The 23,818-nt window shown below is 65.7% G+C and carries 28 protein-coding genes; 10 read left to right on the forward strand and 18 right to left on the reverse strand.

Annotated features, from left to right (window positions below):
* Window positions 1-48: 48 nt before the first annotated feature.
* The 4 genes from KR541_RS19230 to KR541_RS19245 all read right to left on the reverse strand — a co-directional run bounded on the left by KR541_RS19230 (window position 49) and on the right by KR541_RS19245 (window position 3,431).
* The gene (locus KR541_RS19230) at window positions 49-516 is read right to left on the reverse strand and encodes a cupin domain-containing protein (RefSeq protein WP_124594904.1); all 468 of its coding nucleotides are present in this window, start codon (window positions 514-516) and stop codon (window positions 49-51) included.
* A 183-nt stretch (window positions 517-699) separates the two neighbouring features.
* Window positions 700-2,052, reverse strand: a complete 1,353-nt coding sequence (locus KR541_RS19235) for a pyridoxal phosphate-dependent decarboxylase family protein (protein WP_050017893.1) — start codon at window positions 2,050-2,052, stop codon at window positions 700-702.
* A gap of 20 nt (window positions 2,053-2,072) precedes the next feature.
* Entirely contained in the window at window positions 2,073-2,372 is a 300-nt protein-coding gene (locus KR541_RS19240; protein WP_050017894.1) for an ArsR/SmtB family transcription factor, read from the reverse strand.
* Between the two features lie 177 nt (window positions 2,373-2,549).
* On the reverse strand, window positions 2,550-3,431 hold the full coding sequence (locus tag KR541_RS19245) for a LysR family transcriptional regulator (RefSeq protein WP_216089734.1): 882 nt from the start codon (window positions 3,429-3,431) through the stop codon (window positions 2,550-2,552).
* Between the two features lie 126 nt (window positions 3,432-3,557).
* On the opposite strand from KR541_RS19245, the gene KR541_RS19250 reads away from it, so the two are divergent.
* Window positions 3,558-4,595 carry an aldo/keto reductase gene (locus tag KR541_RS19250; RefSeq protein WP_089489995.1) on the forward strand — a complete coding sequence of 346 codons (1,038 nt, stop codon included), beginning with the start codon at window positions 3,558-3,560 and terminating at the stop codon, window positions 4,593-4,595.
* An 18-nt stretch (window positions 4,596-4,613) separates the two neighbouring features.
* Here KR541_RS19250 and KR541_RS19255 read toward each other — a convergent pair whose 3' ends face one another.
* On the reverse strand, window positions 4,614-4,991 hold the full coding sequence (locus tag KR541_RS19255; RefSeq protein ID WP_143328924.1) for a hypothetical protein: 378 nt from the start codon (window positions 4,989-4,991) through the stop codon (window positions 4,614-4,616).
* A gap of 98 nt (window positions 4,992-5,089) precedes the next feature.
* Here KR541_RS19255 and KR541_RS19260 point away from each other — a divergent pair, with 98 nt between their 5' ends.
* Window positions 5,090-5,353 carry a helix-turn-helix domain-containing protein gene (locus KR541_RS19260; RefSeq protein ID WP_089489994.1) on the forward strand — a complete coding sequence of 88 codons (264 nt, stop codon included), beginning with the start codon at window positions 5,090-5,092 and terminating at the stop codon, window positions 5,351-5,353.
* Between the two features lie 2 nt (window positions 5,354-5,355).
* On the forward strand, window positions 5,356-6,276 hold the full coding sequence (locus KR541_RS19265; RefSeq protein ID WP_089489993.1) for a HipA domain-containing protein: 921 nt from the start codon (window positions 5,356-5,358) through the stop codon (window positions 6,274-6,276).
* A gap of 114 nt (window positions 6,277-6,390) precedes the next feature.
* Here KR541_RS19265 and KR541_RS36950 read toward each other — a convergent pair whose 3' ends face one another.
* Complete coding sequence (locus KR541_RS36950; protein WP_256975834.1) at window positions 6,391-6,522, reverse strand: hypothetical protein; 132 nt, start codon at window positions 6,520-6,522, stop codon at window positions 6,391-6,393.
* Between the two features lie 196 nt (window positions 6,523-6,718).
* On the opposite strand from KR541_RS36950, the gene KR541_RS19275 reads away from it, so the two are divergent.
* The 3 genes from KR541_RS19275 (at window position 6,719) to KR541_RS19285 (ending at window position 9,879) form a co-directional block, all read left to right on the forward strand.
* Entirely contained in the window at window positions 6,719-7,720 is a 1,002-nt protein-coding gene (locus KR541_RS19275) for a hypothetical protein (RefSeq protein ID WP_050017899.1), read from the forward strand.
* A 222-nt stretch (window positions 7,721-7,942) separates the two neighbouring features.
* Window positions 7,943-8,533 (forward strand): DUF4410 domain-containing protein, encoded by a 591-nt coding sequence (locus KR541_RS19280; RefSeq protein ID WP_050017900.1) that lies wholly within the window; start codon window positions 7,943-7,945, stop codon window positions 8,531-8,533.
* Window positions 8,534-9,069: 536 nt separating this feature from the next.
* A complete protein-coding gene (locus KR541_RS19285) occupies window positions 9,070-9,879 on the forward strand; it encodes a TlpA family protein disulfide reductase (protein WP_089489991.1) in 810 nt (269 codons plus the stop codon).
* A gap of 78 nt (window positions 9,880-9,957) precedes the next feature.
* Here KR541_RS19285 and KR541_RS19290 read toward each other — a convergent pair whose 3' ends face one another.
* From KR541_RS19290 to KR541_RS19300, 3 genes are all read right to left on the reverse strand, one after another.
* The gene (locus KR541_RS19290; protein WP_176016720.1) at window positions 9,958-11,142 is read right to left on the reverse strand and encodes a porin; all 1,185 of its coding nucleotides are present in this window, start codon (window positions 11,140-11,142) and stop codon (window positions 9,958-9,960) included.
* 55 nt (window positions 11,143-11,197) lie between these two features.
* A complete protein-coding gene (locus KR541_RS19295; RefSeq protein ID WP_213346591.1) occupies window positions 11,198-11,992 on the reverse strand; it encodes an ABC transporter substrate-binding protein in 795 nt (264 codons plus the stop codon).
* Window positions 11,993-12,062: 70 nt separating this feature from the next.
* Entirely contained in the window at window positions 12,063-13,232 is a 1,170-nt protein-coding gene (locus KR541_RS19300) for a M20 aminoacylase family protein (protein WP_050017904.1), read from the reverse strand.
* A gap of 156 nt (window positions 13,233-13,388) precedes the next feature.
* On the opposite strand from KR541_RS19300, the gene KR541_RS19305 reads away from it, so the two are divergent.
* Both KR541_RS19305 and KR541_RS19310 read left to right on the forward strand, forming a co-directional pair.
* Window positions 13,389-14,351, forward strand: a complete 963-nt coding sequence (locus KR541_RS19305) for a LysR substrate-binding domain-containing protein (RefSeq protein ID WP_176016722.1) — start codon at window positions 13,389-13,391, stop codon at window positions 14,349-14,351.
* Window positions 14,352-14,437: 86 nt separating this feature from the next.
* Window positions 14,438-15,274 (forward strand): ion transporter, encoded by an 837-nt coding sequence (locus KR541_RS19310; RefSeq protein ID WP_124639190.1) that lies wholly within the window; start codon window positions 14,438-14,440, stop codon window positions 15,272-15,274.
* A gap of 58 nt (window positions 15,275-15,332) precedes the next feature.
* Here KR541_RS19310 and KR541_RS19315 read toward each other — a convergent pair whose 3' ends face one another.
* From KR541_RS19315 to KR541_RS19345, 7 genes are all read right to left on the reverse strand, one after another.
* A complete protein-coding gene (locus KR541_RS19315; RefSeq protein WP_216089735.1) occupies window positions 15,333-15,713 on the reverse strand; it encodes a type II toxin-antitoxin system VapC family toxin in 381 nt (126 codons plus the stop codon).
* Window positions 15,710-15,916 (reverse strand): type II toxin-antitoxin system VapB family antitoxin, encoded by a 207-nt coding sequence (locus tag KR541_RS19320; protein WP_089489987.1) that lies wholly within the window; start codon window positions 15,914-15,916, stop codon window positions 15,710-15,712. Before KR541_RS19320 ends, KR541_RS19315 begins: the two co-directional genes overlap by 4 nt.
* A gap of 107 nt (window positions 15,917-16,023) precedes the next feature.
* Window positions 16,024-16,695, reverse strand: coding sequence for a MarC family protein (locus tag KR541_RS19325; protein ID WP_089489986.1), 672 nt, complete (start codon window positions 16,693-16,695; stop codon window positions 16,024-16,026).
* Window positions 16,696-16,942: 247 nt separating this feature from the next.
* Window positions 16,943-17,665, reverse strand: a complete 723-nt coding sequence (gene arsH, locus KR541_RS19330) for an arsenical resistance protein ArsH (protein WP_213346595.1) — start codon at window positions 17,663-17,665, stop codon at window positions 16,943-16,945.
* Entirely contained in the window at window positions 17,662-18,759 is a 1,098-nt protein-coding gene (arsB, locus tag KR541_RS19335; protein WP_050017911.1) for an ACR3 family arsenite efflux transporter, read from the reverse strand. The genes arsH and arsB overlap by 4 nt, the downstream gene beginning before the upstream one ends.
* Window positions 18,760-18,824: 65 nt before the next feature.
* Entirely contained in the window at window positions 18,825-19,319 is a 495-nt protein-coding gene (locus KR541_RS19340; protein ID WP_050017912.1) for an arsenate reductase ArsC, read from the reverse strand.
* Between the two features lie 21 nt (window positions 19,320-19,340).
* A complete protein-coding gene (locus KR541_RS19345) occupies window positions 19,341-19,688 on the reverse strand; it encodes an ArsR/SmtB family transcription factor (RefSeq protein ID WP_124631448.1) in 348 nt (115 codons plus the stop codon).
* Between the two features lie 818 nt (window positions 19,689-20,506).
* On the opposite strand from KR541_RS19345, the gene KR541_RS19350 reads away from it, so the two are divergent.
* Window positions 20,507-20,707 (forward strand): SymE family type I addiction module toxin, encoded by a 201-nt coding sequence (locus KR541_RS19350; RefSeq protein WP_216089736.1) that lies wholly within the window; start codon window positions 20,507-20,509, stop codon window positions 20,705-20,707.
* Window positions 20,707-21,027 (forward strand): helix-turn-helix domain-containing protein, encoded by a 321-nt coding sequence (locus KR541_RS19355; protein ID WP_124631449.1) that lies wholly within the window; start codon window positions 20,707-20,709, stop codon window positions 21,025-21,027. The genes KR541_RS19350 and KR541_RS19355 overlap by 1 nt, the downstream gene beginning before the upstream one ends.
* A 162-nt stretch (window positions 21,028-21,189) precedes the next feature.
* Here the strand turns inward: KR541_RS19355 and KR541_RS19360 are convergent, their stop codons facing one another.
* Both KR541_RS19360 and leuA read right to left on the reverse strand, forming a co-directional pair.
* Window positions 21,190-21,390, reverse strand: coding sequence for a hypothetical protein (locus KR541_RS19360; protein WP_176016725.1), 201 nt, complete (start codon window positions 21,388-21,390; stop codon window positions 21,190-21,192).
* A 292-nt stretch (window positions 21,391-21,682) separates the two neighbouring features.
* Window positions 21,683-23,392 carry a 2-isopropylmalate synthase gene (gene leuA / locus KR541_RS19365; protein ID WP_176016765.1) on the reverse strand — a complete coding sequence of 570 codons (1,710 nt, stop codon included), beginning with the start codon at window positions 23,390-23,392 and terminating at the stop codon, window positions 21,683-21,685.
* Between the last annotated feature and the right edge of the window lie 426 nt (window positions 23,393-23,818).

Genomic DNA, 23,818 nt, shown 5'->3' on the forward strand with positions numbered 1-23,818 from the left:
TCCTCATTGGCCGAACGGCCTGCTCCGGTAATGACGTGCAATCGACCGTCATGGCCGTTTCGGCAGCTCGACATACTCCTCGAGCTCGCCCGCGATATAAAGCCGCTTGCCGATTCGCGGGTATTCGCACACGTCGTGTTCGAGCCGCTGCCCGCCGACGAGCAATTCGAGCGGCGCCTCGCCGGTGTTCTGCACCGTATGCGCTTCGCCGCCGCGCGGAAAGCCGATGAAATCGCCGGGCCCGATTTCATTCGTGCGCTCGCCGATCGTCACCGAGCCCGCGCCGGACAGCACGTACACGAATTCTTCTTCGTACAGGTGACGGTGATATTCGGCCGATTCGTGACCGGGCATCAGCGTGAGCAGGTGAACGCCGAATTGCGTCAGGCCGGTCAGGTCGCTGAGTTGCCGCTTGAGACGCACGGCATTGGGATTGAGCGAATGCACCGCGCGCGTGGGTTCCATCTTCGCGATATCGGCGGCCTTCAGCAATTCCCGGGGACAGGGAGTCGACATGGGGAGCTCGCAAGCGTGAATGCTTCGGTTGGACGCGGTGCCGGCGCGGCCCGCGCGGAATGGCTATTGTCCGATATTTTCACGCTTGCAGACGTGCCGCGAACCCCACCGGCTGCGCTACATTGCATCGAATGCCAGAACGTTGCACGCGCAACCATTCAGGCGGCAAACGACGCGTGACGCTCACCCCACGTGCACGCCGCGCAGCTTCGTCAGCAATGCGACGAGGCGATCGATGTGCGCATCCTCGGTGCGCCACGACGACACGCTGATCCGGAACGCCGGCCGCCCCTGCCACACGGTCGCGCCGAACCACACGTCGCCCGACGCCTGCGCGGCTTCGAGGATCGCCGCCGTTTCCTCGTCGGTGCCGGCGCGCACGAGCACCTGGTTCAGCACGACGCGGTTCAGCACGTCGTAGCCGGCCGCCCGCAGGCCGTCCGCGACCCGCGCCGCCTGCGCGCAATGCCGCTCGACCATCGTCGCGACGCCGGCACGGCCGAGCGAACGCAGCGCGGCCCACACGGGAATGCCGCGCGCGCGTCGCGAGAATTCGAGGTTCAGGTTCTTCTGCGCATCCTGCGCGCCGCTCAGATATACGGCGTCGCTGTTCATCGCGGTGGCGAGCGCGGCCGCGTCGCGGCAGATCACCATCGCGCCGTCGTACGGCGTGTTGAGCCATTTGTGACCGTCGGTCGTCCAGCTGTCCGCGCCGTCGACGCCGTCCGTCAGCGCGCGCTTCGACGACGCCCGCGCCCACAGGCCGAACGCACCGTCCACGTGCACCCACGCGCCGGCCGCCTTCGCGGGCGGAATCAATGCCGCGAACGGATCGAATTCGCCGGTGTTCACTTCGCCGGCCTGCACGCAGAAGATCGTCATGTCGTCGAGCGGCGGCAACTGCGCCGGGTCGATCCGGCCGTGCGCATCGACCGGCGCGACGACGATGCGCTTCATTCCGAAGCCGAGCACGCGCAGCGCCTTCTTCACCGTGATGTGCGCGAGCGCGGAGATCACGACTTTCACCTCGGGCGCGCCGATCAGGCCGTCCTCGTCGATCTCCCAGCCCTTGCGCGCGAGCAGCGCGCGCCGCGCGGCCACCAGCGCGACGAGCGTGCAGGCCGTCGCGCTCGTGCCGAAACCGACCGCGCTGCCTTCGGGCAATCCGAGCGCCTCGACGACCCAGCGCGCGGCCTGGCGCTCGAGCGTTGCGGCCACCGGCGAATTCGCGTACGACGACGCGCATTGGTCCCACGCGAGCATCAGCCGCTCGGCCGCCGCCGCGGCCGGCAGCGTCGCGCCGATCACGAAGCCGAAATAGTTCGGGCCGTTCGATGCGACCGTTGCGGGCGTGCCGTGCTCGTCGAGCAGGCGCAGCACGTCGTCGGCCGGGCGTCCCGTATCGGGCAGCGCTTCGTCGAACGCCGCGAGGCCGGCCAGCGCGGCCGCATCGGGAAACGCGCGCCGTTCGTTCGTTGCAGCCAGATACGCGTGCGCGCGCCGATCGGCGTCGGCCAGCAGGGCGAGTTCGTCCATGTCGGTTGCCTCGGTCAGGGTCAGAGTTGCGAGAGATCGCGGCCGAGCTGCTGCAGCGCGCCGTCGATCCGCTTGTAGTACGTGAACTTGCCGACGCGGGTCGCCTGCACGAGCCCGGCGTCCGCGAGGATGCGCATGTGCCGCGTCGTCGTGGCCGGCGCGATGCCGAGCTTCTCGGTGATGTACGTGCAGCACACGCCGAGTTCGTCGAAGTCGCCGTGCGGCTGCGGCGGGAAATGCTTGCGCGGCTGCTTGAGCCAGCGCAGCACGGCGAGACGGCTTTCGTTGGCCAAGGCGCTGATGCGGATCACGTCGTCCATGGGGTTCGGCTTCGTTTGACGTTTTGAATATTAGCTAAATGACGAAATGTGGGCAATGGGCTTGAACAGCGGTTTCAGCCTGCGATGCCGCGCGCCCGCACGCACCGTCGCGCATTCGATGCGATCGCGGCGAGATCGCCGTCGCAACGTCTCGCCGGCCGCGCGGGCAACGTGCTGTTACGCGAGCGCCTCCGCCAGCCTGTCGATCAACGCGCGCACACGCCGCGGCTGCGCCGCACTCCCCGGATAGACGATCTGCAGATCCACGTCGCCGGGCGAGAACGCGCCGAGCACCTCGACGAGCGCGCCCGACGCCAGTTCCCGTTCGACGTCGACCAGCGATTTCAGCGCGACGCCGTGCCCCGCGACGCACCACGCGCGCACGAGCGCCCCGTCGTTGGCGACGCGCCGGCCGCGCACCACCACGCGCTTCAATGCGCCGTCGATACTGAACGGCCATTCGGCATACAGCTCCTGGCCGAAGCGCATCACGATGCAGTCGTGCGCGGCAAGTTCGTCCGGGTGCATCGGCGTGCCACGTGCGGCGAGATACGCGGGCGCCGCGCACACCACACGCCGCGCACGGCCGAGCGAACGGCTGCGCAACGAACTGTCTGCCAGCGTGCCGCGACGGATCGCGAAATCGAGCCCCTGCCCGACGAGGTCGACATACCCGTCGCCGAGATGCAGGTCGACCGTCACGCCCGGATGCTCGGCCAGGAACGCGTCGAGGACCGGCACGACGCGCTCGCGCCCGAGATCGGCCGGCGCACTCAGCCGCACGGGCCCCGACAGCGTCTGCACGCCCAGCCGCACACGGCTTTCGAGTTCATCGGCCTCGGCCAGCAGGCGTCGCGCACCCTCCGCCAGCGTGCGCCCCTCGTCGGTCAGGCTGATCGCGCGCGTCGTGCGCGTGAGCAGCGCCGCGCCGTAGTGGCGCTCGAGCGCCGTCAGCCGCTCGGACACCGTGGCCGGCGACAGGCCGACTTCGCGGCCCGCCGCAGCCAGCCCGCCCTTCTCCACGATGTGCAGGAACAGCGCGAGGTTGTCGAGCAGCATTGTTCGCTCCTTCCGAAGGTTATTTTCGTCGTCTTCTGGATTATCCGGGAAAGCCGCAAACGGTACATTGGTCGCCTGACGATCGACGCGCGGCCGCGCCGCGCTCACACGACGAGAGAAACGCTCATGGAATATCGTACGCTCGGCCGCTCCGGCCTCAAGGTCCCTGTCCTGAGCTTCGGCGCCGGCACGTTCGGCGGCGCCGGCCCGCTGTTCAGTGCCTGGGGCAATACCGGGGTCGACGAAGCACGCCGCCTGATCGACATCTGCATTGAAGCCGGCGTCAACCTGTTCGACACCGCCGACGTGTATTCAGACGGCGCGTCCGAGCGCGTCCTCGGCGCCGCGCTCAAGGGGCGCCGCGACCAGGTGCTGATCTCGACCAAGACGGGCCTGCCGACCGGCGACGGCCCGAACGACGCGGGCACGTCGCGCGCACGGCTCGTGCGCGCCGTCGACGACGCGCTGCGCCGCCTCGACACCGACTACATCGACCTGCTGCAACTGCACGCGTTCGACGCCGGCACGCCGGTCGAGGAAGTGATGTCGACACTGGACGATCTCGTGCGCGCGGGCAAGCTGCGCTATATCGGCGTGTCGAACTTCGCCGGCTGGCAGATCATGAAGTCGCTCGCGGAGGCCGACCGGCACGGCTGGACGCGCTACGTGGCGAACCAGGTGTACTACTCGCTCGTCGGCCGCGACTACGAGTGGGACCTGATGCCGCTCGGCGCCGACCAGGGCCTCGGCGCGCTGGTGTGGAGCCCGCTCGGCTGGGGCCGGCTCACCGGCAAGATCCGGCGCAATGCGCCGCTGCCCGAAGGCAGCCGCCTGCATGAAACGGCCAGCTACGGGCCGCCGGTCGACGACGAACGCCTGTACGACGTGGTCGATGTGCTCGACGCGATCGCGGAAGAAACCGGCAAGACGGTGCCGCAGATCGCGCTGAACTGGCTGCTGCAGCGGCCGACGGTGTCGTCGGTGATCGTCGGCGCGCGCAACGAGGAACAGTTGCGGCAGAACCTCGGGGCGGTCGGCTGGGCGCTGACCGATGCGCAGGTCGCGAAGCTCGATGCGGCGAGCGCGGTGGAAGCGCCGTATCCGTATTTTCCGTATCGCCGGCAGGCGGCGTTCGCGCGGTTGAATCCGCCGATGCGCGGGTAAGCCGCGAAGGCATCGGCATCAGGCCAGCACGCGCGCGTGGCCGAGCAGCACGACCTTGTCTGTCGAACCGTACATCGCGCGGGCGCGCGATACGCTGACGCTCGCCACCGGCAGTTTCAGTCCGCGCTCGCCGACCGTCGTGCGAAACCCGTCCCGCAAGCCGTCGATGAACGGCAGGATCGTGGCCTTCGCGGCCGCGTCGTGCAGGCGCTGCGCATCGCGTGGGCGGCCGGAAAAACCCGGGACCAGTTCTGACCGCGCCCCGTCCTGAAAAGGCCCGCGACATGAACGGAGCCTGTCCGTACGCGCGGTCCGGGAACAGGACCACCGCCAATGGCTGTCGCCGCAGAACGGCCACAGTAGCCACAGGGATACAAAATCATCCTGTCGGTTCAATTTTGTAGCCCTGCGGACACCAATTTTACATGCGAATTTGTAGCACAAGGGCTACAACATCAGTCAATGTGAGGACTTTTGACGCCCTGGGGCTACAAATGACAACCTTGGCCGATGTTGGAGAGATGCTGAGAGCGGTCCGCCATTCAGCAGGACTTTCTCAGAAAGAGCTGGCCGCGCACGCCGGTGTCGCACGCACGACGCTCGCACGGATGGAGACACTCGCGCGAGGCGACATGAGCGTATCTGCGCTCGTTCGGCTGCTGGAGGCTGCTGGCTATGACTTGCGCGTGGTGAAGCGCGGGCATGGGCGCACCCTCGATGACGTGCTGGCCGAACAGCGCACGATGGGAGACGCGTGACCATGCGGCTTCATGTGTACGTCAAAGGCAAACTCGTTGCGCATCTCTATCGCCAGGCGGACGACTATGCATTGCGCTACACCGCAGACGCACTCGATGCCGACTTTGCCAGTTTGACCATGCCCGTTCGCGAAGATGCCTGGATTTGGCCACGCGACCTGCATCCCTTCTTCCGGCAGAATCTGCCCGAAGGATTTCTTTTTCAAGTGATTCGCGAGGAGTTCGGCCCTTATCTCGACGGAACCGACCTTTCGCTCCTGGCCGTCATCGGCGGCGCCGGCCTGCTTGGCTTGCCGCCGCACGAGAAGTACCGTCCGTCGACCGAACAGGTTCTCAACGCGACAAAGCCCTACATCGGTCCTGCCAATTGGCGGCGGGAGGCCGAACAACTCGGCTGGCAACTCATCACCAACTACGTCGTGCGCAACGCGGACTGCCACGCGAAGAACATCGCACTCCTCTACTCGAACATCGACGACGTCATCTACACACCTGCCTATGACATAGTCACCACGGAGGCTTATCCGCGCTTTGCGAACAATCCGCCGGGGCTGAGCATCGACGGTCGAAAAACGTGGGCCCCCGGGAAGACGCTGGAGCGTTTTTTCAACACGCGTCTCGGCATCCCGCCGAAGCAATACCGCGAGATGGTCGAAGCACTGTGCGACTCGGCCGTATCGACGGGAAAAGATATCGTCGAAGCAGCAAGGAACGAGACGCGCTGGCATTGGACCGCGAAGCAGATGCTGCATGCATGGAACGAAGGCATGGGATCACTCCGCAGCGCCAAGCCGCAGGTCGCATTCAAAGCGCTCACGCCAGTCATCGAGGCCGCCGGTTTTTCAGACGCCGATCAGGCCGGCAACGCGAAAGCGATCATTGGTCGCTCGGAATTGCTGGCCAATCACGACAAGAAACCCTGACGTCCGTCCGATTCAATCCCCCGGACCCGACCCCGGCCCCACCCATCCCAGCGGCCGCGCCTTGATCCACAAAAACAGCGGCACGCGCGCCCACTGCCTGGGACCTGCTCACGCTCATAACGGGCTTGCGCTGGCCGCGTCGCGCACGCGACCTTCGCCACAGCCAATCTCCGGCTTGCCGGCCCAGCCGATCCATTGGCCGGCAACCCGCGCCCAGTGTTCGGCAATGGCTTTCGTATCGGTCATGCGCCCGCCCTCCCGCTCGATATGCGTCCTTGGCTCAGGATGCACATCGTAAGCGAAGCGGCGAACGGCGTGCACCGATTACCCCATTCGGCCAGTTTCCGTTTCCGGTCACGACGTTCTACAGTTACGACACCGTCATCCGTGCCGCCGCACATCGCCCCGCTCGACGATGCGCGCCCCGATTCCGAGGAAAGCCATGCCGAGTATCTTCGCCGCGCCCGCCGATGCCCCGCCAAGCCCCGTCGCCGCGGAAACGCGCATGGTGCACGACGTAGCAACGCTGAAGCCGTCCGACTACCGGTCGGCGGACGGCGCGTCGTGGGTCATCTCGACCATCACGCCGGCCGCTGACAGCGGCGCGAACGTCACGGGCAAGACGTATTTCGACACCGCCAAAGGCCGGACCGTCCCGGTACCCGACGCGCGCCGCCGCTATGCGAATCGCGGCACGTGGCAGGTCGTCGCGAGTTCGAGCGCTGCCGTCCCCGCGACGGGCCGCTACGACTGGCTCACGCTCGCGTGGCTGCCCATCAACCGGCGGCCGCTGCCGCAAACGCCCGAGCACCTGTATTCGCCGTTCATTCGCGGCGGCACGATCGTCTATCGGTGGAATCCGGCCGCGGAAGGCGGCGAGCAGTTCGGCAACGTGCGGATGATTTTTCCGGAATGGACGCAGCACGTGGCCGATGCGTTGCGGTCTCCGCCCGCTGCGGGGCCGGACGGCGCGTCGTCGGCCCCGCCTGCGCTCGATCGCCTGAAAACAGACATGAACCCGATGGCCGCCGTGCTCGACTTCGACGACGCGCTGCGTGAGGAACCAGTGGGCCCGATCGTTGCGCGACTGCCCACGCTGCTGCGCGGGAAGGACCTGCACGAACTGTCGGCGATCGTGTTCCTGTGCCTGTCCGCAGCGCGCGAAGAGGACCGGCCGCGCTTCGTCGAAACGATCGACGCGACGATCGCGGGCACAGATGACCGCGAACGTCTGCTGGCGATTGCGTACGGGGCGTTCGCCGCGGGGCGGACGCGACCGGTTCCATTCCGCGATAACGCGCTGAACGCACTCATCAACGATGTATTCGGCGCGCTGAAACAGCGCACGACGGCACTCGGCGTGCCGGTCGAGCAAGGGTCGCCGTGGTACGAGTTCTTTACCGCGTATCGGCTCGGTGAAGCACGGGCGGGCAACGGCCAGTAATCGCCCGCGAAGCGATGTCATCGCGAAAGCAGTAGCAAATCTCCAACGCCGCTCATCACTCGCCGCACATTGTCTCGGCGCTTCCTCGGTGCAAACCCGCCGCGCCGTCCCAATACCGAATCGATTTCCCCCGCTATTCGGCGATTTGAATCGGATCGCGCCGTGCTAAATTCCCGCTCGGCCACAAGGCCCATTCAAATAAACTCAATCAAAGACCAAATCATGAAATCTCTTATCCGCCATGCCGCACTGGCATTCGTGACGATCGGCTTCCTGTCGGGCTGCGCCAGCAGCGTGACGCGCGACGCCCGCGATCCGGCAGGGGCCACCGTGACCGCATCGACGCCCCAATTCGGCAAGAAACCCGTGATCGTGAAGGTCACGCTCGACAACGCCGCGCAGGAAGCGTTGAAAGACAACCTGAAGTTCGATGCGAAGAAACTGCAGGAAAAAATCGAACAGGCACTGGACGCACGCAAGCTGCTGGCCAAAGCGGATGCAACCGATGCGATGCACCTGAATGTCGAAGTCACCGGCATTCGCGTGCGCTCGAGTTTCTCGGCCGTCATGTTCGGCTTCATGGCCGGCAGCGATTACGTCGACGGCACCGTCACGTTCGCCGATGCCGACAATCATCCGCTCGACCACTTCAAGGTGTCGGCGTCGTATGCGCTCGGCGGTATCGCGGGCATCGACAGCATGCGCATGGACTGGCTGTACGAGAAATTCACCGAGAAGACGATCGCGACGCTCGATCCGGCGACCGCGGCAACGCAAGGCGACGCGGCATCGACGGCGTCGAAGAAGCTGTAAGACCCGGCGCCCGACGGCTCGTGGATGCGCGGCCCGTCGGGCCATGGCGGCAGCCCTGTGTCGCCGCCAACGAGCGGCCGCGCCAGCCGCCAACCGGGTGCCAGGCAATGCGTAAGTGAATGCCTAGCGCTCGCATCTTGCAGCGTTCCCATCCCGCTGAACCAGCCGATATGCATCGGATGCCGCCGCGCCCACCGACCGCCACAAGATACTCATGCCCGCACGCACCACGCTAAGCACGACGCTAAAAAAGCGGCCGCTCGCGAGCGGAGCGGCCGTCAAGGAGAGATCCCTGTGCGGGATACCGGCGGACACCACACCAGACCGATCTGATTCGCTGCACGTCGGCGTGCACATCACGCAGTCCTGAGCTGCCCCGGGCGCCTGTCGCGATCCGCAACACGCCGTTACGTTCGCGGAGGGAACCCCCATGCGCGGCAACCGGTCGAAACGCCGCACGACCGTCGACCGCTTCATCGTCGCGGCGGACCATCCCGTCTTCTGTCCCGCTCGATCACGTCCATTCTTCCTATTTCATGTTGAGCATCGGTCCCTTCTCGATCCGCGTCGTCGCGGTCGCCGTCGCCGCGCTGCTGGCGTGGCTCGTCGCGCGTGTCATCCAGCGTCGCCCGCCGGACGGGCATCACAAGACCGCGTCAGGCCTGATCCTCGACGCGCTGCTGCTCGGGTTGATTGCCGCGCGTGCCGGTTACGTCGCGCAATGGTGGCCGGACTACGCGGCGTCGCCGCGCGCGATCGTCGCGCTCGGCGACGGCGGCTTCGACGCGCGCATCGGCATCGCGGCCGCGCTGGTGTTCGCCGGCTGGCGTCTGCGCCGCCTGCCCGCGCTGCGTCGGCCGGTGCTGGCCGGCATCGTCGCGGGCCTCGGCGCGTGGGGCATCGCGCAAGGCACGCTGGCGACGTTGCAGCGCGGCGCGCCGCCGCTTGCAACGATGCCGCTCCAGGCGCTCGATTCGACGCCCGTATTGCCCGCGGGCTTCGTCGGCAAGCCGGTCGTCGTGAACCTGTGGGCGACGTGGTGCGCGCCGTGCCGCCGTGAGATGCCGATCCTCGAACAGGCGCAGCGTGACCATCCGGGCATCACGGTCCTGATGCTCAACCAGGGGGAAAACGCGCAAGCCGTGCGCGCGTTCCTCGAACAGCAGAACCTGCGCTTCGATCACGTGCTGCTCGACCCTTCGCTGCACGCGATGCACGCGTATGGCTCGCGCGGGCTGCCGACCACGTTGTTCTTCAATGTGAAAGGCGAACTCGTCGAATCGCATATGGGCGAGCTGACCGCCGCGCGGCTGAAGGATGCCGTCACGCAACGCTTCGGGCAGTAATGACCGGCGACCCCACGCGCCGGGCACGCAGTGCGCGCCCTGCACGATGCCGGCCGCCGGTCTTCCCGCGTCACGCACTCAGAACTTGTGCCGAATCCCCGCATGCACCATCAGTTGCTTCGACGTCGACGATAGATCCGCCGCCCCCGGGATATAGGCCTGATCGAGCGACGAGCCGGTCGCGTCGCCGGCAATCCGCTGGTACGCGCCCATCAGGTAGACGTCGGTGCGCTTGGACAGGTTGGTGTCGGCCATCAGCCCGATCGAATGGATCTTCGGTTTCGCGCTGCCCGTGGTCGCGTCGTAGCGCACGGTCGTGTACACGTACTGCGCGCCCACGAAGAACGCCGGCGTGAACTGATACCTGCCGTTCACTTCGAAGTTCTGGTACTTGATCGCCGTGACCGCGCCGCCCGCGAGCGGCCCTGTCACCGGTTCGATTGTCTCGTCGCCGAACAGGTAGCCGACGTTCGCGGTCGGCCGCGTGACGTTGCTGTTCGTATACGCGAACCCGACCGTCGCGGGCCCTGCGGTGTAGTTGATGCCCGCGCCGAAAATCCGCAATCTCGCCGACGCGAAGTTCGCATCCGCGCCGACCGACCCCGCGCCCGCGATCGCGCCGCCGGCCGTCGCGCCCGGGTTGTCCGCATTCAGGAACGCGGCGCCGACGAGCAGGCCGCCCTGCTCGTACTCCGCACCGACGCTCCATTGCCGGTTGTTCGCGAACCCGGTGTCGTTGCTGAAGCTGTACGTGCCGCCGAACGAGAAGCCGGCAAAATCCGGGCTCGCGTACTTGACCGTGTTGTTCACCCGGAACGTATTGCCGGTGTTGTCGTTGTCGAGCGGATGCGAGAACGGATAGACGCCCCAGCTGCCGTTCGCGGTCGTCGGCGCAAGGAAATCCACGACTGCGTCGTATTGCCGGCCGAGCGTCAGCGTGCCGAAGCGCGTGCTGCCGAGCCCGACGTAAGCCTGCCGCCCGAACATCCGGCCGCCCTGCGCGAGCGTGCCGCTGTTCACGTTGAAGCCGCTCTCGATCTGGAACAGCGCACTGTAGCCGCCGCCGAGATCCTCGGTGCCCTTCAGCCCCCAGCGGCTGCCCTGCGCGAAGCCGCTCGCCATCTGCCACGCGCCGTGCCCGCCGACGTTGTTCGTATAGTCGATGCCCGCATCGATCAGCCCGTACAGCGTGACGCTGCTCTGCGCGAACGCCGGCACCGCACAGAGTGCCGGCATCACGACGAAAAACAATCTCCAGTTCATTCGCTTTCCTTATTGATTTGATTATCCCCACCCGCTCGCTATGATGCGGTGCCGCTTACTTCGCGCCGTAGATGTCGAAGTCGAAGTACTTGCGGTTGATCCGCTGATACGTGCCGTTCGCGAGGATCGTCGCCAGCGCGCGATTGAATGCGTCGCGCAGGTCGGTGTCCTGCTTGCGCAGCCCGAGGCCGTCGCCCTGCCCGAAGTATTTCGCGTCGTCGATCGCCGCGCCGACGAACATGAAGTCCTTGCCCTGCGGCTTCTTCAGGAAGCCGTCGCTGGCCGCGATCGACGCCTGGAACGCCGCGTCGAGCCGCCCCGTCACGAGATCGGCGTACACCTGGTCCTGGTTCTGGTACGACTCGATCTGCACGCCGGCCGGCTGCCAGTTCGCGATCGCATAGTCGGCTTGCGCGGAGCCCTGCTCGACGCCGACGCGCTTGCCCTTCAGCGACGCGGCCGTCGGCAGAAACGGCGAACCCTTGCGCGCGACCAGCCGCGCCGGCGCATTCGAGATCCGGTTCGTGAACGCGATCTGCTGCATGCGTTTCGGCGTGATCGTCATCGACGACGCGATCACGTCGAACTTGCGCGCGAGCAACCCCGGAATCATCCCGTCGAAACTCGACTCGACCCACACGCAGCGCGCATGCAGCTCCGCGCACAACGCGTTGGTGATGTCGATCCCGAAGCCCGTCAGCGTGCCGTCCGGCTGCTTGTATTCGAGCGGCGGGTACGTGGGATCGACCGCGAGGCGAATCTCCTTGCCCGTCCAGTCGCCCGCGTGCGCGGCGCCTGCGATCGTCGTTGCCGTCAGCGCCATTGCGAGCGCGGCCATCCATGGTTTCATTGCCTGTCTCCTTGTTTCCGTCGTTGAAGGTGAATCGAATCCGTATGTCCCGCGTGTCCGCCTGTCCGGCTCACGCGAGGTAGCGCTCCGCGAGCGCGATCCAGTAGCTCGCGCCGATTGCAAGGCACGCGTCGTTGAAATCGTAGCCGGGGTTATGCAGCCCGCAGCCGGCCGCGCCGTCGCCGTTGCCGATCGACAGGTAGCTGCCCGGACACGCGTCGAGCATGAACGCGAAATCCTCGCTCGCCGCGATCGGCCGCAGATGCGGGATCAGCGCGTCGTCGCCGCCCCATTCACGTGCGACGTCCCGCGCGAATGCCGTTTCCGCTGCATGGTTGACCAGCACCGGATAGCCGTAGCGATAGTCGATCTCGGCCGTTGCGCCGTAGCTGTCGGCCTGGCCGTGCACGATCGCGCGGATGCGCCGTTCGAGCAGCGCGCGCACGTCCGGCGACAGCGCGCGCACGCTGAGTTCGATATCCGCATGAGGCGGAATCACGTTCGATGCGGTGCCCGCGTGGATCGAGCCGGTCGTCACGATCGCCAGCTCCTGCGGATTCACGTTGCGCGACACGATGGTCTGCAGCGCCATCACGATCGACGCGCAGACCACCACCGGGTCGATCGTCGTGTGCGGCGCCGCACCGTGGCCGCCGCGCCCGATCACGCGCACGCGCACCTCGTCGGCCGACGCCATCGCGGGACCGTCGCAGAAGCCGAGCACGCCGGCCGGCAGGCCCGGCACGTTGTGCATCGCGAACACGGCATCGCACGGGAAACGCGTGAACAGCCCGTCGTCGAGCATCCGCTTCGCGCCGCCGAGCCCTTCCTCGGCCGGCTGGAAAATCAGGTTCAGCGTGCCGGTGAAGCGCCCGCGCTCGGCCAGGCACCTAGCCGCTGCGAGCAGCATCGCCGTATGGCCGTCGTGGCCGCACGCATGCATCACGCCGTCGTGCAGGCTTGCATGCGGCAGCCCGGTTGTCTCGCGGATCGGCAACGCATCCATGTCGGCGCGCAGCCCCAGGCGCTTCCCGGCGCCCCGCGCGAGCGTGCCGACCACGCCGGTGCCGCCGACGCCGCGCGTCACCTGATAACCCCATGTTGTCAGGCAGTCGGCGACGAGCGCGCTCGTCGCGTGTTCCTCGAACCCCAGCTCCGGATGCGCGTGCAGCCGGCGGCGCAGCGCGATCATCTCCGCCTCGATAGCCGCCATTTCAGGCGAAATTCGTGCTCGATCCACCCTCGATACTCCTCGATACGTGCCGGTTTCCGATCGCCGGAATGGCTGATCGTGGCGAAATCGTAGGCAGCGAAAAAACCGGCGAACAGCCGCAGTTTCGTTATGATGACAACCTTTCGTTGTCGGCATTCATCCCCTCTCACACCATCCCGCACCATGAGCACGATCAAGCTGCATCAGTTGCAGGCGCTCGTCGCGAGCGCGGAAGCCGGGAGCATCCGTGGCGCGGCGCGCACGCTGGGGCTGTCGCAGGCGGCCGTCACGCGCGCGCTGCGCGAGCTGGAGGCCAGCGAGCGCCTGCCGCTGCTGGTTCGCGCCCCGGAAGGCATCGGCTTCACCGACTACGGGAAGACGCTGCTCACGCACGCGAAGCTCGTGCTCAAGCAGCTCGAGCATGCGCAGAGCGATCTCGAACGGATGCGCGGGCGCGTCGAGGGGCGGCTGAGTGTCGGCGTCACGCCGTGGCTGACGATGACGTTCCTCGCGGAGACCGTGCTGCAGTTTCGCGAGCGGATGTCCGACGTGCGCCTCGAACTCTATGAAGCGCTGATGGCCGTCGCGCAGCCGCTGCTGCGCGACGGCAGCATGGATTTCGCGCTCGGCCACGTGCAGCCCGGCAGCGGCGCGCGCGAATTCGCGTTCGAGCCGCTGCTGCGCTACGACACGTCGGTGATGGTGCGCGCCGGGCATCCGCGCGAGCGCGCGACGTCGGTGCACGATTTGCTCGATTGCGACTGGGTGCTGAATTCGTCGGCCGACGGCCAGGCCGCGCTGATCGACTACCTGTTCACGCGGCACGGCGCGCGGATCGACGAACGGCGCATCGTGCGCGCACAGTCGGTCGCGATGTTGCAGACGATGCTCGAGCAGGCCGGCATGTGCACGTGGTGCCCGACGATCCTCGCCGCGGTGCCGCCATTCGGCGAGCGGATGCGCGTGCTGCCGCTGAAGGAGACCTTCGAGCCGAGCGAACTCGGCATCGTCACGCGGCGCAGCAGCACGCTCGGCGATGCGGCGCGTTGCTTCATCGACTGCCTGTTGCACGTGATCCGCCAGCATGCGCGCTCGGCGCGCAAGGAGGATCTCGCGCTGTTTCACACGCTCACGCTGCTGATCTGACCGCTAGCGCGGCGGCTGGATGCCGCCCGGCTCAAATCAGACATGTCCGATAGGCCCGGCGATACGCGGTCCGTACACTCGGATCCATGATTTCGCTGATCCAGTCCTCCTTCGATACGGCGCGCGATGCCGTCACGCAAGTCGCGCGCCGCCCTTCGTTCCTGCGCAAGCTCGACATCGCGGTGCTCGTGCTGATCGTCGCGAGCGTGCTCGTCGTGATGGCCGACAGCGTGCAGGAGCTGCACCAGCAATACGGCCACGCGCTCTACGCGGCCGAATGGGCGTTCACGCTGCTGTTTTCCGCCGAGTATCTGCTGCGCCTCTGCGCCGCGAAGAAGCCGGCCGCGTATGCGCGCAGCTTCTTCGGCATCGTCGATCTCGTGTCGGTGTTGCCGACCTATCTCGCGTTCTTCTTCCCCGGCCTGCACGCGCTGATCGACGTGCGGCTGCTGCGCCTGCTGCGCGTGTTCCGCATCCTCGGGCTGTCGATCTATCTCGAGGAAGGGCAGTTGCTGATGCGGGCGCTCACGCGCGCGCGGCGCAAGATCTTCGTGTTCATCGGCGGGATGTTCGTGCTCGTCGTGATACTCGGCACCGTGATCTTTCTGGTCGAAGGGCCGGAGCACGGGATCACGAGCATTCCGGTCGGCGTCTACTGGGCGGCCGTGACGATGAGTACGACCGGCTACGGCGACCTGACACCCGTCACGCCGCTCGGCCGGCTGATCACGTCGTGCGCGATCTTGCTCGGCTACGGGATCATCGCGTTTCCGACCGGGATCATGGGCGCGGAGCTGGTTGCATCGGCGATGGAGCGCAAGCGCCCGAATGCTGATACGGATACACGCTGCTGCCCGAACTGCGGCGCGGCGGTTCCGCCGCCCGAGCCAGTTGACGCTGCCGCGCCACGACGACCAGAGTAGGCCCTGTTCTATTCCGATTCCTTCCCTGCGGCCGACGCCGGCGCATGCCGTCTTTAGCTCACTTTGAAGTCGGACGGAATTCGACCGAGAAACGATCCGCCAACGCTGCAAGACGACGATCCAGGGTCCAGAAGCGCGCCCCCGGCGTGATCAACGTGGACGCCAACAAGGTCAGATCGACGAGACCGCCCCCCATCCCGTAGAGCTTCTCGCGCTCCACGAATGCCATTACCTCAGACATGCTGGCCTGATTGCATTCCTGAAGCAATCCGAGGTCGTTCAGCGTTCGCAGTCGTGGCGCCGGCGGCGTCCCGCAAGCAAGTTCACCCAGCACCATCGGATGCATCAGTACGGCATCGAGCGCAAGCAGCTCGAAAAGTGTCTGATTTCTGTTTCGAAAGTGATCAACCCAGACTGACGTGTCAATCAACACATTCATTGCGATTCCGGTTCCTGGCGACGTCGCGGAATATCTGCCATGCCGGACATGGATCCGCCCAGTGCTGCCAGGCGTTTGGCGGCCTGGACACGTACAAACGTCTTGATTGCCTCCCTGAACAAGTCCGCCTTATCCATTCCGGGCTCGGCCATTTGGAGGGCCTTCGTGTAGAGATCGTCGTCGATAGTGACCGTGGTTCGCATTGCCTACCTCCATCAAAATTGATGCGATAACGCACCAATTTTATCACCTTACTCAGTTATAGAGAGCAAACACTTCATGCACGAACGGTCGGCGCCTATGCCATCGGTCACCCCGCCTGCCCGCCCAGCATCTGCACGAACGCGGCGAGTCCCGTCAGCATGATCTGCACGCCCACGCACAGCAGCAGGAACGCGGACACGCGCATCGCGACCTTCGTCCCTTCGCTGCCGAGATAGCGCGCGAGCGTCGTCGCGCGGCTGTAGATCTGCCAGATCGTGAACGCGACGAGCGCCGCGACCGCCACCGACACGATGCCCGACAACACGTAATCGCTCGCCGTATGCGCACGGTTCGCATGCAGCGCGATGCCGGCCGCGATCGAGCCGGGGCCGATGGTCAGCGGGACCGTCAGCGGAAAGAACGCGCGCGACATCAGCTTCGGCAGATCGTCGCCGTGCGCGGCGACATCGCCGCCGGCCGGTACGTCAGGCGCATTCAGCATCGACCAGCCGGCCACCGCCACCGCCAGGCCGCCGCCGATGCGCAGCGCCTCCATCGAGATTCCGAAGAAGTTCAGTACCGGCGCGCCAACGAAAAAGATCACGAGCAGCGTGAAGAACACGTTCGTCGCGATCTGCTTCGACAGCACCGCGCGCTCGGCTTCGGTCAGCGATTGCGTGCGTTCGAGAAACACGAACGCCATGCCGAATGGATTGATGATGCCGATCAGGCCCGTGAAGCCGAACAGGATTTCAGGGATCAGGCGGTCGAGCTGCATCGCGATCGTGCTCTCCGGTAGCGAACGGGAATAAAAAAGCGGCCAGTCGAGAAGACCGGCCGCAAAAAGGAGATGTCTCCATGATCCGGCACACGGTGTATGCCGGGCCGCAGAAACTGAATTGTCGGGAATCTGAGTCGGGATGGAAATCAGTCGAGTCTGATTTTGCTGAGCGCCGGACAATTCGACGGGCACGCGTAAGGCCGCATGCGCGGCGGGCGACGTCGCCCCCGGCTCGTCAACGATCTCAGATGCTGCGCTGATTGACCCGCTGTGACAGCGCCTCCGCGCTTTCCTTGCGCTCGCTGTACCGGTCGACCAGATAGGGGCCGACGTCGCGCGTCAGCAGCGTGAACTTCACCAGTTCCTCCATCACGTCCACCACGCGGTCGAAATACGCGGACGGTCTCATCCGCCCCGCTTCGTCGAATTCCATGAACGCCTTGGCCACCGACGACTGGTTCGGGATGGTCAGCATGCGCATCCAGCGCCCGAGCACGCGCATCTGGTTCACCGCGTTGAACGACTGCGAGCCGCCGCTCACCTGCATCACCGCAAGCGTCTTGCCTTGCGTCGGCCACACGGCGCCCGTCGACAGCGGAATCCAGTCGATCTGCGCTTTCATGATGCCGGTCATCGCGCCGTGCCGCTCCGGCGAGCACCACGCCATGCCTTCCGACCACATCACGTGCTCACGCAGCTCGACCACTTTCGGATGGCTCTCCGGCGCATCGTCCGGCAGCGGCAATCCGCTCGGATTGAACACGCGTACCTCGGCGCCCATCGCCGTGAGCAGGCGTGCAGCTTCCTCGACCAGCAAGCGGCTGAACGAACGCTCGCGCAGCGACCCGTACAGGAGCAGGAGCCGAGGCGGATGGGTCGATGGCGCGGCAGGCCGCAGTTGCGTGGCGTCCGGCACGCGGAACAGCGTGGCGTCGAGTTGCGGCAGGTCTTTCAGGGAGTCGGTCATGGGGCGCTTCTCTCGTGATCTCGAGCCCGGCGCTCGTACCAGCCCTTCGACCGGTTGACGATGCGCACGACCAGCAACATCACCGGCACCTCGATCAGCACGCCGACGACGGTGGCCAGCGCTGCGCCGGAATGGAAACCGAACAGGCTGATCGCGGCCGCGACCGCCAGCTCGAAAAAGTTGGATGCGCCGATCAGCGCCGACGGGCACGCGATGTCATGCTTTTCGCCGACCGCGCGATTGAGCCAGTAGGCGAGCGCGGAATTGAAGAACACCTGGATCAGGATCGGCACCGCGAGCAGCGCGATCACCAGCGGCTGCTTCAGGATCGCTTCACCCTGGAACGCGAACAGCAGCACGAGCGTGGCCAGCAGCGCGGCGATCGACCATGGGCCGATCTGCGTCATCGCAGCATCGAACGCGGCCTGACCCTTCGCGAGCAACCGCTTGCGCAGGATCTGCGCGACGATCACCGGAATGACGATGTAGAGCACGACTGACGTGAGCAGCGTCGCCCACGGCACCGTGATGGCCGACATCCCCAGCAGCAGGCCGACCAGCGGCGCGAACGCGATCACCATGATGCTGTCGTTCAGCGCGACCTGCGACAGCGTGAAGAGCGGATCGCCGCCTGTCAGCCGGCTCCACACGAACACCATCGCCGTGCACGGCGCGGCAGCCAGCAGGATCAGCCCGGCGATATAGCTGTCGAGCTGATCCGCCGGCAACAGCGGTGCAAACAGATGGCGGATGAACAGCCAGCCGAGGAACGCCATCGAGAACGGCTTGACGAGCCAGTTCACGACGAGCGTGACGCCGATGCCCTTCACGTGCTGACGCACCTCGTGCAGCGCGCCGAAGTCGACCTTCACCAGCATCGGCACGATCATCACCCAGATCAGCAGCCCGACCGGCAGATTGACCTGCGCGTACACCATCCGGCCAATCGCGTGAAACAGGCCGGGCAGCGCCTGGCCGAAGGCAATGCCCGCGACGATGCACAGCGCCACCCATACGGTCAGGTAGCGTTCGAAGAAGTTGATGGCGGGTTGCGTGACCGCCGTACCGGGCGGCGCGACGTTGGGCGTATTCATCGGACGAGGTTCCGTCTTGAAGTCATGAGCGGCCGCTCGTTTCGCGCACATCGCGCTGCGCGCGGTCAGTGTTGTGCAATCTCGATCAGCGCCGCGTGAAGTGCGTCGTCGCTCATGCGATCGAGCGGCAGCGCCAGCAACTGCAGCATTCGATAGCCGATCGCTTGCCGAGTCAGTTCGAAGGCGAGACGCTTGCCTGCTTCGCCGCCCGTCGCGTTCGACGGATCGGCGTAGCCCCAATGCACTTTGACCGGGCTGCCGGGCCAGTACGGGCACGTCTCGGACGCCGCGCTGTCACAGACCGTGATGACGACGCGCATCTCGGGCGCGCCGTCGCCGACGAATTCGTCCCAGCTTTTGCTGCGATAGCCGCTGACGTCGACACCGGCATGCGTCAGCGCCTCCAGCGCGTACGGATTCAGACGGCCGCTCGGCGCGCTGCCGGCGCTGTAGGCGCGCACATCCTTGCCGAGCTTCGCGGCCCAGTGATTGAGCATGCCCTGGGCCAGCACGCTGCGCGCCGAGTTGTGGGTGCAGAGGATCAGGACGTTCGTGGTCATGGGCGGGCACGCGAATGCGCGTCAGGATTGACGGGAGCGGTCGATTTTTGCGGAAGGCGAGCAGCCGGACACCGGCGAGCATGGATTGCCGCCGCAACAGTTCTCCGTGAGATAGCCGAGCAGCCCGTTCATCGTGTCGAAGTTCGGGCAATAGAACACGAAGCGGCCGTCCTGGTAGCTCGTCACGAGCTGCGCGTGCGCCAGCTCTTTCAGGTGAAAGGACAGCGAGGACGGCGGCACGGCGAGCAACGTGGCGATCTGGCCAGCCGGCATGCCTTGCGGCCCGGCCTGCACGAGCGCGCGAAAGACCGCGAGGCGGGATTCATGTGCGAGCGCCGCGAGGGCGGCAATGGTTTCGTTCGTTTCCATATTTCTATAATAGTCGAAATATGGAAATAGGGGAAGCGATGCCGAGGCATGGCATCGCCGGGGCGGTCTGTCGGTCAAAACGAGGCGTGATATCGAACACGTGTTGCCGCGCGCGCCGGCTCGCCACCATACGGCCGGTGTCTCGGTCCGAAACGACAGTCGGCCTGGTCCTACCCGCGCCCGTGCAGTCGAACGGACAGCGCCTCCCGTACGGCCCCTGCGTCGCCCCCTCGCGCCCTCGCCTCGTCGGTCGACCGTTCAATTGCCGCGATACGTCGACACGTGCCACGGCGAACACAGCAACGGCGCGTGATGAACGAGATACTCGTGCGGTACGCGGCCGGCTGATCGAAGCCCTCTCTGAAACGCTTTCTGACACATCGTCCATGACGTGGCGATGCGTCCAGCCAATGCGAATGTCGCGGAATCGTTGTGCAGCAAGCATTCGAAGCATCGGCCAAATGGCCAATGCCGATGAATTCGTACATGACCGGTGCCTGACGCCGGATGTTCTCCGCTACAGTGGTTGCACGTTTTCGCGAAGCGTCTCGGGCTGCTTCGGCATGCGATGCATGTAATGGAATGGCGCTCGAAACTCGCTGCGTAAACGAGCGCGGCCCGTAGGTGAAACAGCACCTGCAGGCCGCTGACCATAACCAACTCCACACAGGAGAGTTAACCATGGCTGGCGCGAATCATAACGCACCGACGTATTTCCGCGATTGTTTTGTCTCCCCTCGCTCGTCTCTTCAATCTGGCCGCATCGTGCCGCACATCCGGCTCACCGACATGGCGCCGCCTGTCATGTGTGTGTGTGGATGAAGCTGTCCGGCCGGTGGATCGAGGCAGCAGGCTTCGATCCCGAGCAGCGCCTGCGAATCGAGGTGTCGCACAAGCGGCTGGTGATCACGCCGATGGACGACGCGGATTGCGCTTCGGTCGAGAGCGCGGGACTCCCCGATATCGATCGCGGAACCGGGCAGCAGCGGCGCCTTTCGATGATGACGGAGGAAGCGTAATGAACTACGACGCATCGAATCAACGCACCGACAAGGTGCCGGACGATTTCGACTACTACGACGTCGGTGAACTGACGGCCAAGTCCGTCCTCGTACTGAAGCTCAATGCGCTGATGGTGTCGCGCGGCCTGACCGAAGAAGAGGCTGCAGCGCTCTCCGAAATGGCCCGGCCGGTCGTCACCCCCGAACAGCGCGAGCGGCTCCGGAACGTGACGCTGGACCAACTGATGCTGACGCTGGCGTCGTTCGGCCAGCATGTGGAGATCGTGGTGCGGCCGGCGGGGGGATCTGGGCCGGCGGGCATCACGGTTTCGGTCTGACGGGCCGGAGCACGGCTTAAAGAAGTGTGTTGCAGCCGGAAGCGCATCAGCGCTCGCATGAGGCAGCGTCAGGAGTAGGTGCTATCGAATTACATAGCATGACTACAGCCGGGCCCAACGGCCGCCGCCGAAGCGGCTCCGGCGCCGCCACACCCGATCAATTTAACGTGGCGGATTGTTACAGCCAATCGGACCAGGCTGATTCTGCGAAAGCAGCGCACGGAGCGCGGCGAATTCTTCCTCCAACTGATCGTACGCAGCCTTGACGGCCGAATCCGCGAGCAGGCGTGCAGTGTCCGCCGCGGTGTGCCGCACCAGCACGTACCGATCCTCGTAAACGCTTGTACCGCGAGCCTTGGTCATCGTTGGCTTCCTCCTTCAATGGCCCATTGGCGATGCCCTCTGAGCCAGGTAAGTGAAGTTCGAACGATAACTGCTGCACACGCTCGACACAAAAAGAAAAACTGCTGCCGTCACAAACGGCAGCGGCCTACCCCGGCTGGTGTACCCGCCGCGCCGGCATCTCGATGCGAAAACGCGCGCTTGGGTGGACTTCATGAAGCAGGCGCTACAGGCGGCACTCGGCGGGCCATGCAGCGCCCTGTCGGCGACGCGGCCGCACCGGAGAATTCCGGCGCGACCGCCCCTGCCGCAGTTACGCCACGGCCGTCACCGCGCGCTCCGCGTCAAAGAACGTTGCCTGCGCAACCTGATCCGCACGCGCATACGCGCGGTTCACACCGCTGATCACCGCACGAATCGACGCGGTCGTCAGGTTCGCATCGACGCCCACCCCGAACGCACTGCCGCGCACACCCGTGCCGGCCAGCTCGGCGATCGCGATCGCCTTCGCATCGGCGCCCTGCGACAGCGCGCGTTCCTCGTAATGCTGGATCCGCAGCGGCGTGTGCAGCGCATGCATCAGCGCGTCGAGCGGGCCGTTGCCCTCGCCGCGCAGCACGCGGCGCTCGCCGTGCACGTCCGCGGTCAGCACGATCGTCTCGCGGCCGTCGCGTTCGGTCAGCTCATGGCCGACATAGCGCAGCGGCGTATCGCTTTCGACGTATTCCTGCTGGAACAGCGACCAGATCTGCGCGCTCGTCACTTCGTGCCCGCTGTCGTCGGTCAGGCGCTGCACGGCCGCGCTGAAATCGACCTGCATGCGGCGCGGCAGCGCGACGCCGTAGCCCTGTTCGAGCAGGTACGCGATACCGCCCTTGCCCGACTGGCTGTTCACGCGAATGATCGAATCGTACGTGCGACCGAGGTCGTTCGGATCGATCGGCAGGTACGGCATTTCCCATACGGCGTCGGCGCGCTGAACCGCGAAGCCCTTCTTGATCGCGTCCTGGTGCGAACCGGAGAACGCAGTGAACACGAGATCGCCGACATACGGATGGCGCGGGTGAATCGGCAACTGCGTGCATTCCTCGGACGTACGCGCGATTTCGTTGATCCGCGAGAAATCGAGGCCCGGATCGACGCCCTGCGTGTACAGGTTCAGCGCGAGCGTCACGAGGTCGACGTTGCCCGTGCGTTCGCCGTTGCCGAACAGGCAGCCCTCGATCCGGTCGGCGCCCGCCATCACCGCGAGCTCGGCCGCCGCGACCGCGGTGCCGCGGTCGTTGTGCGGGTGGACGGACAGGATCAGCGAATCGCGGCGCGCGAGATTCCGGTGCATCCATTCGATCTGGTCCGCATAGTAATTCGGTGTTCCGATTTCCACCGTGGCCGGCAGGTTCACGATCGACTTGCGCTCGGGCGTCGGCTGCCATACGTCGAACACCGCATCGCAGACTTCCTTCGCGAAATCGAGTTCGGTCGCCGTGAACGTTTCCGGGCTGTACTGCAGCGTGAATTGCGTGTCGGTCGCCGCATCGGCGCAGCGCTTGATCGTGCGCGCCGCGTTCACCGCGAGCTGCTTCACGCCATCGCGATCGAGGCCGAACACGATCTTGCGGAATTCCGGCGCGGTCGCGTTGTACAGGTGCACGATTGCGCGCTTCGCACCGCGCAGCGATGCGAAGGTGCGCTCGATCAGGTCGTCGCGCGCCTGCGTCAGCACTTCGATCGTCACGTCGTCGGGAATGTGACCGCCCTCGATCAGCTCGCGGACGAAGTTGAAATCGGTTTCGGACGCGGACGGGAATGCGACCTCGATCTCCTTGAAGCCGATCGCGACCAGCGTCTTGAACATCCGCATCTTGCGCGCGGCGTCCATCGGTTCGAACAGCGCCTGGTTGCCGTCGCGCAGGTCGGTGCTCATCCAGATCGGCGCCTGCGTGATCGTGCGCGACGGCCACGTGCGGTCGGGCAGGTTGACGGGCGTGAACGGTCGGTATTTCGTCGCGGGGTTCTTCAGCATCATGATGTCGGTCCTCGGTCTGTTTGTCGGTGAAGCGCGGCGCGGCGGCCATCGGCGGCAAGAGCCGGCCGCGCGCGCAGCGGTAAAAACGGCAAGAAAACGGCACAACGGCAAAGCGGTACGGCGAACGACGGCCTTGACGGTTGAGCGACCGGGACGGAGCGGAGTGATGACGGAAAAAAGACGAACTCAGGCGCCGGTCGACAACCGGGGCCAGGTCGGTGATGCGGGGAAAATCTGGCGCTTCAGGAACGAAGCAGATGGAAAGCGCGCAGCCGCAGACCCAGCCCGGAGAAGCGGGCTAGTAGTCGTAGCGAGAAGAGGAACTCGGCGGCGTGCATGGCCGGCATCAAATCACAGGGTGACCACGGCTGTCAACCGGGGACGGCTGCGCCTTCCGTCCCGCCCGATCCCGCGATACGCGCG

Origin of the sequence: Burkholderia sola (genome assembly GCF_905400185.1) — a bacterium.
Lineage (GTDB): Bacteria > Pseudomonadota > Gammaproteobacteria > Burkholderiales > Burkholderiaceae > Burkholderia > Burkholderia sola.

Bases quoted from the DNA above. Each gene is read 5' to 3' on its own strand.
- KR541_RS19235 (WP_050017893.1), bottom strand. From the start codon at position 2,052: ATGGACGAACTCGCCCTGCTGGCCGACGCCGATCGGCGCGCGCACGCG.
- KR541_RS19240 (WP_050017894.1), bottom strand. From the start codon at position 2,372: ATGGACGACGTGATCCGCATCAGCGCCTTGGCCAACGAAAGCCGTCTC.
- KR541_RS19275 (WP_050017899.1), top strand. From the start codon at position 6,719: ATGCCGAGTATCTTCGCCGCGCCCGCCGATGCCCCGCCAAGCCCCGTC.
- KR541_RS19250 (WP_089489995.1), top strand. From the start codon at position 3,558: ATGGAATATCGTACGCTCGGCCGCTCCGGCCTCAAGGTCCCTGTCCTG.
- KR541_RS19310 (WP_124639190.1), top strand. From the start codon at position 14,438: ATGATTTCGCTGATCCAGTCCTCCTTCGATACGGCGCGCGATGCCGTC.
- KR541_RS36950 (WP_256975834.1), bottom strand. From the start codon at position 6,522: ATGACCGATACGAAAGCCATTGCCGAACACTGGGCGCGGGTTGCCGGC.
- KR541_RS19290 (WP_176016720.1), bottom strand. From the start codon at position 11,142: ATGAACTGGAGATTGTTTTTCGTCGTGATGCCGGCACTCTGTGCGGTG.
- KR541_RS19260 (WP_089489994.1), top strand. From the start codon at position 5,090: ATGACAACCTTGGCCGATGTTGGAGAGATGCTGAGAGCGGTCCGCCAT.
- KR541_RS19320 (WP_089489987.1), bottom strand. From the start codon at position 15,916: ATGCGAACCACGGTCACTATCGACGACGATCTCTACACGAAGGCCCTC.
- arsB (WP_050017911.1), bottom strand. From the start codon at position 18,759: ATGAATACGCCCAACGTCGCGCCGCCCGGTACGGCGGTCACGCAACCC.
- KR541_RS19345 (WP_124631448.1), bottom strand. From the start codon at position 19,688: ATGGAAACGAACGAAACCATTGCCGCCCTCGCGGCGCTCGCACATGAA.
- KR541_RS19325 (WP_089489986.1), bottom strand. From the start codon at position 16,695: ATGCAGCTCGACCGCCTGATCCCTGAAATCCTGTTCGGCTTCACGGGC.
- KR541_RS19245 (WP_216089734.1), bottom strand. From the start codon at position 3,431: ATGCTGCTCGACAACCTCGCGCTGTTCCTGCACATCGTGGAGAAGGGC.
- arsH (WP_213346595.1), bottom strand. From the start codon at position 17,665: ATGACCGACTCCCTGAAAGACCTGCCGCAACTCGACGCCACGCTGTTC.
- KR541_RS19350 (WP_216089736.1), top strand. From the start codon at position 20,507: ATGAAGCTGTCCGGCCGGTGGATCGAGGCAGCAGGCTTCGATCCCGAG.
- KR541_RS19360 (WP_176016725.1), bottom strand. From the start codon at position 21,390: ATGACCAAGGCTCGCGGTACAAGCGTTTACGAGGATCGGTACGTGCTG.
- KR541_RS19265 (WP_089489993.1), top strand. From the start codon at position 5,356: ATGCGGCTTCATGTGTACGTCAAAGGCAAACTCGTTGCGCATCTCTAT.
- KR541_RS19355 (WP_124631449.1), top strand. From the start codon at position 20,707: ATGAACTACGACGCATCGAATCAACGCACCGACAAGGTGCCGGACGAT.
- leuA (WP_176016765.1), bottom strand. From the start codon at position 23,392: ATGCTGAAGAACCCCGCGACGAAATACCGACCGTTCACGCCCGTCAAC.
- KR541_RS19230 (WP_124594904.1), bottom strand. From the start codon at position 516: ATGTCGACTCCCTGTCCCCGGGAATTGCTGAAGGCCGCCGATATCGCG.
- KR541_RS19315 (WP_216089735.1), bottom strand. From the start codon at position 15,713: ATGAATGTGTTGATTGACACGTCAGTCTGGGTTGATCACTTTCGAAAC.
- KR541_RS19305 (WP_176016722.1), top strand. From the start codon at position 13,389: ATGAGCACGATCAAGCTGCATCAGTTGCAGGCGCTCGTCGCGAGCGCG.
- KR541_RS19340 (WP_050017912.1), bottom strand. From the start codon at position 19,319: ATGACCACGAACGTCCTGATCCTCTGCACCCACAACTCGGCGCGCAGC.
- KR541_RS19285 (WP_089489991.1), top strand. From the start codon at position 9,070: ATGTTGAGCATCGGTCCCTTCTCGATCCGCGTCGTCGCGGTCGCCGTC.
- KR541_RS19280 (WP_050017900.1), top strand. From the start codon at position 7,943: ATGAAATCTCTTATCCGCCATGCCGCACTGGCATTCGTGACGATCGGC.
- KR541_RS19295 (WP_213346591.1), bottom strand. From the start codon at position 11,992: ATGAAACCATGGATGGCCGCGCTCGCAATGGCGCTGACGGCAACGACG.